The organism is Hyphobacterium sp. (genome assembly GCF_965228115.1).
Taxonomy (GTDB): Bacteria; Pseudomonadota; Alphaproteobacteria; order Caulobacterales; family Maricaulaceae; genus Hyphobacterium.
In genome coordinates this window covers 2126939-2138363 of record NZ_OZ245794.1, presented here as the reverse complement: position 1 = coordinate 2138363, position 11425 = coordinate 2126939, and the positions used below count along the sequence as shown (strand labels likewise).

The following is an 11425-nucleotide window of genomic DNA, read 5'->3' as shown; positions in this document are numbered from 1 at the left end:
TCTCGTCCTTGTCCTGTCTCTAGTCGGCCAGCGCATCATTGATCAGCGCGTCCTGTTCGGCTTTGTGGGCGGCGGCTGTGCCGGCCGCTGTGGAAGCTGCAGCAGAGCGCCCGGCATAAAGCGGGCGGGATTGTGCAGCACCGGTTTGCGCCAGCACCCAGTCCAGCGAGGGCTGAATGAAGGTCCAGGCGCCCATATTCTGAGGCTCTTCCTGGCACCACATCAATTCGGCGTTCTGGAAACGCTGGAATTCCTGCAACATGGAGCGCGCCGGGATGGGATAGAATTGCTCCACTCGGAGGAGATAGACATCCTCAATGCCCTTCTCCTCGCGCGCTTCCAGAAGGTCGTAATAGACCTTGCCAGAGCACATCACCACACGGCGGATCTTGTCATCTTCAACCAGCCGGGTTGGCGTCACCTCCGACGCGCCCTCCGGGCGATGAGCCGGATCAGCATCATCCCAGAGCACACGGTGGAAGGACGAGCCCTCGCCCATCGCCTTGAGGGTCGAGATACAGCGCTTGTGACGCAAAAGGGATTTTGGCGTCATCAAGATCAATGGCTTACGGAAGCTGCGGTGAATCTGACGGCGGAGGATGTGGAAATAATTTGCCGGCGTCGAACAGTTTGCCACCTGCATATTGTCCTGGGCACATAGCTGCAGGAAGCGCTCCAGCCGGGCCGAGGAGTGTTCCGGGCCCTGTCCCTCATAGCCATGCGGAAGAAGCATAACCAGGCCGGACATACGCAGCCATTTGCGTTCACCGGCGGCCAGAAATTGATCGATAATCACCTGCGCGCCGTTCACGAAATCACCGAACTGGGCTTCCCACATGACCAGCGTGTTCGGAGCGGACAGCGAGTAGCCATACTCAAACCCAAGCACCGCCTCTTCGGACAACATGGAGTCGATGACTTCATAGCGGACCGGATCTGTGCCCAGCTGGTTCAATAACGTATGGCGTTCTTCGGATTCCTGATCGATGATGTGGGAATGGCGCTGGCTGAACGTGCCGCGGCCGGAATCCTGACCGGACAGGCGCACCGGAAATCCTTCATCCAATAGCGTGCCGAAAGCGAGGCTTTCTGCGGTTGCCCAGTCAATGCCCTCGCCTGCCTCTATCGCCGAGCGGCGGCCATTCAGCACGCGCTTCAGCGTCTTGTGGATCGCGATATCATCGGGATATCCGGTCAGCTTTTCGCCAACCTCCTTGAGCTTTTCAACCGGCACGGAGGTTTCCCCCCGGCGATCATCATCTTCCGGCAGCCCTAAACCAGACCAGACGCCGTCCAGCCAGTCCGCATCCTTGGATTTGAAATCGCGGCCTTTTTCGAACTCGGCTTCCAGGAAGTCATCAAATTCGCGTGCCATCGCCTCAGCGTCGTCATCGCTCAGCACGCCTTCGGCTACCAGCCGTTGCTGATAGAGCTCGCGCGTGGTCGGATGCGAGCGGATCGCCTTGTACATGATGGGCTGGGTAAAGGACGGATCATCTCCTTCATTGTGCCCGTACCGGCGATAGCAGAACATGTCGATGATGGCGTCTTTGCCAAAGAGCTGGCGGTATTCGGTTGCCATTTTAGCAGCAAATACGACCGCTTCAGGATCATCGCCATTCACATGGAAAATCGGAGCCTGAACCATCAGCGCCACATCTGAGGGGTAGGGCGAGGAACGGGAGTCGCGCGGATTCGTCGTAAAGCCGATCTGGTTATTGACGATGAAATGGATCGCCCCGCCCGTACGATGACCTTTCAGGCCCGATAGACCGAAACATTCTGCGACAATGCCCTGGCCTGCAAAGGCGGCGTCGCCATGCAAAAGCAGGGGCAGGACTTGTTCGGCCGTATTGACCTCATCACCCTGTTCGCGGCGGAATTTGGCCTGCTTGGCGCGCGCCTTGCCCAGCACGACCGGATCGACCGCTTCGAGGTGAGACGGGTTGGCGGTCAGCGAGAGATGCACTTTTTCGCCGTCGAACTGGCGATCAGACGACGCGCCGAGATGGTATTTCACATCGCCGGAGCCAAATTCGCCGCCACCTTGCGTCGAGCCGCCCTGAAATTCATGGAAAATCTGGTGATAAGGCTTGCCCATCACCGCGGCCAGCACATTCAAACGGCCCCGGTGAGGCATGCCGAGAATAACATCGGACACACTCATCTGGCTGCCGCGCTTGATGATCTGTTCCAGCGCGGGAACCATGGATTCCCCGCCATCAATACCGAACCGTTTGGTGCCGGGATAGCGCTTGTGCAGGAAGCGTTCGAAGGCTTCGGTTTCGATCAGGCGCGAGAAAATCGCCTTCTTGCCCTCGGTGGTGAAATGAATGCCCTTATCCGGGCCTTCAAACCGCTCCTGTAGCCAGGCTTTTTCCGCCGGATTGGAGATGTGCATGAATTCCACGCCCAGCGTGGAACAATAGGTCCGGCGCAAAATATCCAGCATCATGCGCGGCGTGGCGGTTTCCAGCCCCAGATATCCGTCGATGAAAATCTCGCGGTCCATATCTGCGCGCTCGAAACCATAGGAGTCCGGCTGTAATTCCGGCTGCGCGCCAAAGTTGGAAAGCGATAGCGGGTCCAGATTGGCCGCCAGATGCCCCCGCATCCGATAGGCGCGGATCATCATGATGGCGCGAATGGAGTCCTGCGTCGCACGGCGCACCTCGGCCGGATCGGCGTCCGGCAAGCGTTCGGCGACTTTTTGAATCAGGGCCGGTTCGGCAGCGGCATCAATCGCGCCCAAAGCCGAGGTCAGATCGCCATTGGCGTCTTGCGGCCAGCCCTTGCGTTTCCAGCTGGCCCCGCGAGCGGCCCGGCCAGATGCGGCCGGATCAACGCCATTGTCTTCAAAGAAGGCGCGCCATTCAGCGGGAACCGAGGTCGGGTCTTCCGCCCAGGCAGCGGCCATCTGTTCAACATATTGGGCGTTGCCGCCATAGAGGAAGGAGGTGTCGAGGAAAGTCTGGTTTGCGTCAGTGCGCTTGGTCTCGGACATGTCAGGTCCCTGTTGGGCCGGTTGAGTCTCCGGCCGGTGAATTCACTGTTCCGGCGGGCTCCCCCCTTGTAAAGCCTTTATCCGGAGTTCCGGCGCATATTGTGATCCTTGCTGCGCCGGTTCGGTTCAATAGGTGTGTACGGCTTCTAGCCTTTCAACACCTCGACCATGGTGGTGCCCAGACGGGCCGGGCTATCAGATACCGTGATTCCCGCCGAACGCATGGCTTCCATCTTGTCGTCTGCGCCGCCCTTGCCGCCCGAAACCACCGCGCCCGCATGGCCCATCGTACGTCCCGGAGGTGCGGTCCGGCCCGCGATAAAGCCCACGACCGGCTTGGAGCGGCCTTTTTTGGCTTCCGATTTCAGGAAGTCTGCGGCTTCTTCTTCAGCCGAGCCGCCAATTTCACCGATCATGACGATGGATTGGGTTTCGTCATCGCCCAGGAACATGTCCAGGCAATCAATGAAGTTGGTGCCATTCACCGGATCGCCGCCAATGCCGATACAGGTCGATTGGCCCAGGCCGACATCAGAGGTCTGCTTGACCGCCTCATAGGTCAGCGTACCGGAGCGAGAGACCACGCCGACCGTGCCGCGCTGATGGATATGTCCCGGCATGATACCGATCTTGCACTCGCCCGGCGTGATAACGCCCGGGCAGTTGGGCCCGACAAGGCGGGAATTGGAACCCGTCAGGGCGCGCTTCACCTTCACCATGTCAGAAACCGGAACGCCCTCCGTGATCGTGACGATCAGCTCGATCCCGGCATCAATGGCTTCCAGAATGGCGTCGCCGGCAAAGGGCGGTGGTACATAGATGACCGAAGCGTTCGCGCCGGTGGCCTCACGCGCCTCGCCAACTGTATCGAAGATCGGCAGGGAGAGACTGGAATTTTCCTCGCCTGTCCAGGTCTGGCCACCCTTGCCCGGCGTGACACCGCCGACCATTTGCGTGCCATATTCCATGGCCTGTTCGGTGTGGAAGGTACCGTTGCGGCCGGTCAGGCCCTGGCAGATCACCTTGGTATTCTTATCGACGAGTACGGCCATTGTTATAAGACCTCAGGCAGCTTGTTTGGTTTCAATCGGGTGTTTTTCAAAGGCGAGAATGCAGGAGGTGTAATCCTCCGGCAGCGGTTTCGGACGGCGCGTTTCCACGTCGGCGCAGACATAGGTCATTGTGCCATCAGCGAGCAATTCCTCACCCCTGAAAATGCCAAAGGCATAATCCACCGATGAGGTGCCGAAGCGTTTGCAGCGGAAGCCGATCTGGATCAGTTCATCCAGCCTGGCCGGGCTGCGGAAATTACAATTGGCGTTGACCGTGAAGAAGTCATAGCCGCGCTCCAGCGTGCGTTCCCACATCAGATCATTGGCGCGGAAATATTCGGTCACGGCGTGATCGACGAAAACGAAATAGTTCGCATTGAACACAATGGCCTGCGGGTCCACTTCGGCCCAGCGCACGCGGTGTTCATGGAAGAAGGTGAAGTCCGAGCGCTGCGTCATGCATTATTCCCGGAAAAGCGGAACATCAGCGCGCCCCCCAGCCAGCCTGTACCCGCGGCCACGCCCGCCATCATAGGGGCGGCCAGCGCCATGGCATTCTCGACATTGCTGATCATCGCTTGCGCGACCAGCAATCCGATCAGGATGGGGGTTAACAATCCCAGCATCAAAACCGCCGCATAGACATTCCATCGCAGACCTGCCAGCCAACGGCGGACATACCAGGCCGCCACGCCGCCCACAGCGATGGGCAGGACAATAATCGCCAGGATCTGGAGGAGGTTGCCCAAACGCTTCTAGCCCTTCACCGCCTTGACGATTTTCTGGGCCGCATCATCGAGATCATCGGCGGCGATCACATCCAGATCGCTCTCATTGATGATGCGCTTGCCTTCTTCGACATTCGTGCCTTCCAGGCGCACGACCAGCGGCACTTGCAGGCCGACTTCCTTCACGGCGGCGATCACGCCGCGCGCGATGACGTCACACTTCATGATGCCGCCGAAGATGTTGACCAGAATGCCTTTAACATTCGGGTCCGCCGTGATGATCTTGAACGCGGCGGTCACTTTTTCTTCCGAGGCGCCGCCGCCCACATCAAGGAAGTTGGCCGGTTCTGCGCCATAAAGCTTGATGATGTCCATGGTCGACATGGCCAGCCCCGCGCCATTGACCATGCAGCCGATATCACCTTCCAGCGCGATATAGGCGAGGTCGTATTTGGAGGCCTCGATCTCTTTTTCGTCTTCTTCGGTCAGGTCGCGCAGGTCCTGAATATCCGGATGGCGATAGAGCGCGTTGTTATCAAACCCGACCTTGGCATCGAGCACATGCAGATTACCCTCGCCGGTGACGATCAACGGGTTAATTTCAAGCAGCGCCATGTCCTTTTCGACAAAGGCTTTATAGAGCTGACCCATCAGCTTGACGCACTGCTTGACCTGCGCGCCTTCCAGCTCCAGCGCGGCGGCGATCTTCCGGCCGACATAAGGCGCATAACCGGCCGCCGGATCGACATGCACGGTGTGGATTTTTTCCGGCGTTTCTTCGGCCACGGCTTCGATGTCCATGCCGCCCTCGGTGGAGCAGACGAACGCGACACGGCTGGTGGCACGATCGACCAGCAGGGAGAGATAAAGCTCGCGGTCGATATCTGCGCCATCTTCGACATAGATCCGGTTGACCTGTTTGCCTGCTGGACCGGTCTGTTTGGTGACCAGGGTGGAGCCCAGCATCTGCTTGGCGAACTCGCGAACCTCATCGACGGATTTGGCCAGGCGCACGCCGCCTTGTTCGCCGGCGCTGTCTTCCTTGAACTTGCCTTTGCCGCGTCCGCCCGCATGGATTTGCGATTTCACCACCCAGAGCGGGCCGGGCAGGTTTTTTGCCGCTGCTTCGGCTTCTGCCGGGGTCATGGCGACCCCGCCATCTGCGACCGGTGCACCAAAGGATTTGAGCAGGGATTTGGCCTGGTATTCGTGGATATTCATCTGGATAGAGCCTCGCGTGAGAATCGGCGGTCAGGCGGAAGGTATACCGCGCTTATAACACTGGCTTGATGCCACGCAATGCAAGGAAGGCCGTATATCTGCAGGCTTTAAAGTGTGGTTTCGTCCTCGCCCGTCTCGGCCAGTGCCGAGGAGGTCGCCTGCAGGTTCACATAGTCCTCGCGCTCGGCGTCCGGTGCGCGTTCCCGGCTGCGGCGGCGCAGGAACATCGCCCCCGCCATGGCCACGCCCATCACAGCTGAAAACAGGAAGACTCCGCGCATCTCGATGGCGCTGGCATAAAGCGCACCGGTGATCAGCGGGCCAATAATGGAGCCCACTGCCCAGACCAGCAGAAGTCCCGCCGCCATGGCCGGTAACTGACCGGCGTCTGCGCGGTCAGCAGCGTGTGCCACAGCGATGCCATAGTGCGCCAGCGAAGTCGCGCCCCAAAGCCCGATCAGGATCAGGCCCGAGACAAAGCCAGGATCGACAAAAGCCGTCAGGATAAGTGAGATCACCGCCCAGGCGACAGCCAGACCTGCCATCACATAGCGGCGATCATAATGGTCCGAGATCTTGCCCGCCGGCCATTGACTGGCCATGGACCCGGCAAAGATCACGCCCATCACCAGAGCGGCTGCCGCTGTGGTGTTGGCATCTTCGGTCGGCGTGCCCAAATCTCCGGCCCAGATCGGTATGAAGGTCAGCACGCCCGCATTTACCGCCCCGGCGGTAAACACGGCAATAGCCGCAGCGGGTGCGACTTTCATCACATCCAGTGGAGAACCTGGCAGGCGGTCCGGGATGATGGGTTGAGCCTTTCCTGTGGCCGCAACGGGCGAGATGGCCAATGCCAGAAACGCTCCGGCCACCAGCAAGGCCGCGCCAATGCCTTCCTGTCCTGCCCCGATCAGGAAAGGCCCGATCACAATGCCGGCGCGTCCGCAAATCTGATAAGCGGAGATCACCCCGCCGCGCGCGCGGGCGGGGGTCGCATCCGCGATCCAGCTTTCGGCGACCGCAAACAAGACCGCCGCACTGGCCCCGAAAATCAGGCGCAGGGCAAACCAGAGATAAGCATTAGTATCAGCCCCCAAGAACAGTGTCGCCGCGGCGGCCAGCCCGCCGGCGGCGGCAAAGGCGCGAATATGACCAATGCGGGAGATCAGCTGCGGGGCGTAAAATGCGCCGGCCATGAACCCCATCGCATAGGCCGAGGCGATGGCACCAATGGCGATCCCGGACCATTGCGCGTTTGCCATGGTGAGCGGCAGAGCCACGTTCAAAAGTCCATTGGCAACTTGCCAGATCCCAATGGCCAGCATGACCGAGGCGACATTTCTGTAGAATTTCACGGGCGGCGTCCTAATTTGCGGCTCAAGGCTGACGCCAAGCAATAGGAGAAGCGCGACATGATCAAGACACGGATTGCAATCTTTTGTGCCGTTTTCCTCGCTGCCTGTTCACAAAGCACGCCGGTGACCGGCAGCAATTGGCAGCTGAATGGCGACGCCTCCGACATTACCTTCGTCAGCTATAAAAATGTGGACGTTGCCGAGGTCAGCCGGTTTGAGGCGCTGTCCGGCGCGGTTTCCAGCGAGGGCGCAGCCCGCGTCGCAGTCGAAGCGGCCAGCGTGGAAAGCTATGTCGATATCCGCAATGAGCGCTTGCGCGACATGTTCTTCAATGTCGCGGATTATCCGGTGATTGAGCTGACGGCTCAGCTGGACCCCGCCGACTATGGCGCGCTGGAAATAGGCGACAATCTGCAAACGGAACTCACCCTGTCCATCACTATGAATGGCGAGGTCCGCACCAATTGGGCCAATGTCCGCGTGGTGCGCAATGGCGAAGACAGCCTTCTGGTGATGACCAGCGAGCCGGTGCTGATTGATGCGCGCGAATACGGGATGGAAGCGGGCATTGAAGCCCTGCGCGACATTGTCGGCCTGTCTAGTATTTCACCGGTCTTCCCGGTTTCAGCCTATCTGGTCTTTGAACGCGGCTAGGCCGGTTTTTTACACAGATAGATGACGTCCTGTTTGAACAGGCCGTATTTGGGTTCGTCCTGAGGCTCGAGCCGCCATTCGGTTACGTCAAAACCGGCTTCGCGGACCCGGTCCACGAAATCGCGGCCATAATAGCGGACATGTGACGCATCATCATAATGGGCATATTTGTCCGCTGCCGTGACGACGTCCGGGTTTTCGTAGGTGTCCGCCCGGGCCCAATTCTGCGGCACGGTATAGATTGCCAGACCGCCGGGCTTGAGCACGCGGAAGCTTTCGCGCATGGCCTTTTTGTCGTCCTCGACATGTTCGAGCACGTGATTGGCGATGACCACATCCACGCTATTGTCCTCGAACGTCATGTCGGACATGTCCATAGCATGGCGCGCCTTGCCCGGCACGACGTCCGCCGTGTGATAATCGGGTGCATCGCCCATCATCTTCTTGAAATAGCCTTCCGGCGCAAAATGCAGAATGGAGCGGCCATCCTTGAGATCAATGCCTTCGCTTTCGAGGCAGAGATGCAGGAGCCGGTGACGTTCCCGCGAACCGCAATTGGGGCAGCGGCCATCCCAGCGCGGCGGCGTTCCCAGCGACAAAAACCGGCCTTCATAACCGCAGATCGGGCACAGCCGGTCCGGAGACTCAACCGAAAACTGGCGTGGATCGCGCAAACGCGCTTGCAGGGTTTTGAAAAAGACTTTCATGGCGGGCCTATTCATCAAACCGGGCGGTGACGCGTCCTAAACGGTTTGTGGCCAAACGCCAAATAAAGAGCGCCGCTGCCAGCCAGTTGGGGGACAGGGCCAGCAGCGGCGCGACAGCGTCCAATTCGCGGCGGGGATCAGCGGGCGAATTGACGCGACAGGACGTAGTCCAGTGACAGCGCACCAGACCCCCGGCCCACCAGATAGAAGAGCGGGACAAACCAGAGAGCGATCGAGCCCCAGAAGTGCGCATTGGTCGGGAAGACGAAAATCTGGATGACCAGCGCCATCACGATCAGGCCGGTGGCCGCAAAGCGGGTCAGAAGCCCCAGCACCAGCAGAATCGGCAGAATGCCTTCTCCCATCGTCGCCATCACAGCGGCGAGATCACCCGGCAAGAAGGGGATATGGTTCGAGCCGCCTTCAGAGAAATTTGTGAAAACGCGCTCGCGAATCTCGATCGGAAAGGCCGGAATTTTCAGCAAGGACCGCTCGATCTCGAAATCGTTGATGACTTCCACATAATCAAACAGGCCATTGGTTTCGACCTTGTTGAGGAAGGATCGCCAGAACACGCCGGCAATCGCCAGCCGTGCAAACAGCGATAAGAGATTATGGCTGATCAGGCTTTGTGCTGTGCCATAGACTTGTTGATACAGACGCCCAAGCGCGCCGAAGACGGGCGCATTGCCGTCGAATGGTTGAGTGCTCATCGTGAGTAGCCCCTTTTACTCCAGACCGTTGAAAACGCCCTCTTTGAGGAGGGCTATGAAGACCGGAACCGGATCGGCTCCGGGGAAATGATCCGAGACCGCGCTGGAGGCGGTTTCGAAGGTTTGCCCGGCTTTGATCCGGGTCAGAAACAGAATCTCCGCAGGTGAAAGGCGGCGATAGCGCACTTCCATCTGCGGGCGGTGAAAGAGCGCGGTTTCTGCGCCCGATTCCAGCGAGACTTTCTTGACCTGCAGGTCTTCCCGATTGGTTTTCCAGATCGAAAAGGCTGGAAGCTCCGAGGCGATCAGGTGAACCGATGGATGCAGGCCGGGTGCAATCGCAGCCAGTTTCTGCGGTGGCAGGCTTTTGACATCGGCCAGCGCCAGTGGCTTGGCGTCGGGCGCGTGATGCGCTTCCAGCCAGGCACGCTCCATACGCGCGACATCGGGGAGATAAATCAGCTGGGCGGCGGGCTCGAATTGATCGATGAAATCGGAGAAATGCTCACCGAACAGCGTCAGCGTGCGGCTGGCGGGCGGGTGTTTCGCCCAGTAGGCGCGCGCCATGCCGTGAAAAAACTCTTCACCCACCAGGCGTTTGATCACCGGATAGGCATCACCCAGCGTGTCGGCCGCGCCCTTGACCACGTTATTGCGATAGACCTTGAATTTGGTCTCCGGGGACCCTTCAGTAAAGGCGGCCAAGGCTGCGCTATCCCCGGTTTTCAGGGCGCGCGCGAACTGGTCATGAAACTCAGACATGAGCCACCTCCTTGCCGGAGGCGTCGAGGATGGCTTGAGCCTGATCGCGCTCGGCCATGACCTCGTCAAAGGTCGGCAGATTGCTGTCGCGTTCAATCAGGGTCGGCTTCGCGCCGATCTTTTTGATCGTGTATTCGTAAAGCTCCCAGACTTCATTGCGCACAGGCGCGCCATGCGTGTCGATCAAAAGCTGATCGCCGAGATTTTCGTCCTGCTCATGACCGGCCAGGTGAATCTCACCCACTGCGTCACCGGGCACAAGGTCGATATATTCATACGGGTCCTGACCGAGATTCCAGCTGGTGACGAAGACATTATTGACGTCCAGGAGGAGGCCGCAGCCAGTCCGCTCCACCGCCGCGCCTAAGAAGTCCTGTTCTGTCATTTCGCTTTTCAGTGGCAGATAAATAGATGGATTTTCAACGAGAATCTTCCGGCCCAGCGCTTCTTGAGTCTCATCAATATGGGCGCAAAAGCGCTCCAGCTGGTCACGCGTATAGGGCGTGGGAAGCAGGTCACCAAAATAGGTGCCGTCATGGGCGCACCAGGCCAGGTGTTCACTCATCATGGCAGGCTGATAACGGTCTGCCAGCGCGCGAAGACGCTTGAGATGATCCGCATCGGGGCGGTCTGCACCGCCCAGCGATAGCGCCACCCCGTGCAGCGAGAGCGGATGATCGCGGCGAATCGCCTCAAGCCAGGCATGGCGCGGCCCGCCTTCGGTCATGTAGTTTTCCGGATGGACTTCCGCCCACAGGCCCTGCGCCTTGCTCTCCAACACGCTGCGATAGTGCTGCGGTTTGAGGCCAAGCCCGGCACCCATTTCGGGTGCCGGAGACAGGGCGGGGTGGGCGGAGGTCATACCGGTCTCCCGCGGGTCCGCTTACGGACGCTCGATCGGCTCAAGCGAACCGTTGCCATAAGGCGTTTCAACGGTTTCGCAGGTGCCTTCCGGGACATAGGTCCAGGCATTGCCCTGATAATCGACGGTGGACGTGCCTTCACAGGATGTGCCCGGGCCAGCGGCGCAGTCATTCTCGCCAGCCAGCGAGATGCCATAACAGCGCTCTTGTGCGTCACTGGACGCCATATTGTCGTCGTCGGCGGAAGCAGCCGCGCTCAGCGACAGAGCCAGAGCAGATGCGGCAAGCGTGGCGAATTTGGTTTGCGTATTCATGGTTTAAGACCTCCAGTAGGGTTTCGTTTTTGACCCGACCGGGAAGGTCCCG

At 59.5% G+C, this 11425-nt stretch carries 12 protein-coding genes; 1 reads left to right on the top strand and 11 read right to left on the bottom strand.

Features of this window, described 5'->3' with window-relative positions; translation table 11 throughout:
- Positions 1–19 precede the first annotated feature (19 nt).
- From ACO079_RS11060 to ACO079_RS11035, 6 genes are all read right to left on the bottom strand, one after another.
- A complete protein-coding gene (locus ACO079_RS11060; protein WP_421790022.1) occupies positions 20–3004 on the bottom strand; it encodes a 2-oxoglutarate dehydrogenase E1 component in 2985 nt (994 codons plus the stop codon).
- A 146-nt stretch (positions 3005–3150) separates the two neighbouring features.
- Positions 3151–4056 carry a succinate--CoA ligase subunit alpha gene (gene sucD, locus ACO079_RS11055; RefSeq protein ID WP_421790021.1) on the bottom strand — a complete coding sequence of 302 codons (906 nt, stop codon included), beginning with the start codon at positions 4054–4056 and terminating at the stop codon, positions 3151–3153.
- A 12-nt stretch (positions 4057–4068) separates the two neighbouring features.
- The gene (locus ACO079_RS11050; RefSeq protein WP_421790019.1) at positions 4069–4515 is read right to left on the bottom strand and encodes an acyl-CoA thioesterase; all 447 of its coding nucleotides are present in this window, start codon (positions 4513–4515) and stop codon (positions 4069–4071) included.
- On the bottom strand, positions 4512–4805 hold the full coding sequence (locus ACO079_RS11045; protein ID WP_421790017.1) for a hypothetical protein: 294 nt from the start codon (positions 4803–4805) through the stop codon (positions 4512–4514). Before ACO079_RS11045 ends, ACO079_RS11050 begins: the two co-directional genes overlap by 4 nt.
- 6 nt (positions 4806–4811) lie before the next feature.
- Positions 4812–6005, bottom strand: a complete 1194-nt coding sequence (sucC, locus tag ACO079_RS11040) for an ADP-forming succinate--CoA ligase subunit beta (protein WP_421790015.1) — start codon at positions 6003–6005, stop codon at positions 4812–4814.
- 107 nt (positions 6006–6112) lie between these two features.
- The gene (locus ACO079_RS11035) at positions 6113–7360 is read right to left on the bottom strand and encodes an MFS transporter (RefSeq protein WP_421790013.1); all 1248 of its coding nucleotides are present in this window, start codon (positions 7358–7360) and stop codon (positions 6113–6115) included.
- Between the two features lie 57 nt (positions 7361–7417).
- On the opposite strand from ACO079_RS11035, the gene ACO079_RS11030 reads away from it, so the two are divergent.
- On the top strand, positions 7418–8014 hold the full coding sequence (locus tag ACO079_RS11030; protein WP_421790011.1) for a YceI family protein: 597 nt from the start codon (positions 7418–7420) through the stop codon (positions 8012–8014).
- Here ACO079_RS11030 and ACO079_RS11025 read toward each other — a convergent pair.
- The 5 genes from ACO079_RS11025 to ACO079_RS11005 form a co-directional block, all read right to left on the bottom strand.
- Complete coding sequence (locus tag ACO079_RS11025; protein ID WP_421790009.1) at positions 8011–8721, bottom strand: methyltransferase domain-containing protein; 711 nt, start codon at positions 8719–8721, stop codon at positions 8011–8013. The genes ACO079_RS11030 and ACO079_RS11025 overlap by 4 nt on opposite strands.
- 137 nt (positions 8722–8858) lie before the next feature.
- Complete coding sequence (locus ACO079_RS11020) at positions 8859–9434, bottom strand: DoxX family membrane protein (RefSeq protein WP_421790007.1); 576 nt, start codon at positions 9432–9434, stop codon at positions 8859–8861.
- 15 nt (positions 9435–9449) lie between these two features.
- A complete protein-coding gene (locus ACO079_RS11015) occupies positions 9450–10196 on the bottom strand; it encodes a DNA-binding domain-containing protein (RefSeq protein WP_421790005.1) in 747 nt (248 codons plus the stop codon).
- Positions 10189–11058, bottom strand: a complete 870-nt coding sequence (locus ACO079_RS11010) for a DUF692 domain-containing protein (RefSeq protein ID WP_421790003.1) — start codon at positions 11056–11058, stop codon at positions 10189–10191. Before ACO079_RS11010 ends, ACO079_RS11015 begins: the two co-directional genes overlap by 8 nt.
- Positions 11059–11079: 21 nt before the next feature.
- A complete protein-coding gene (locus tag ACO079_RS11005) occupies positions 11080–11373 on the bottom strand; it encodes a DUF2282 domain-containing protein (protein WP_421790001.1) in 294 nt (97 codons plus the stop codon).
- Between the last annotated feature and the right edge of the window lie 52 nt (positions 11374–11425).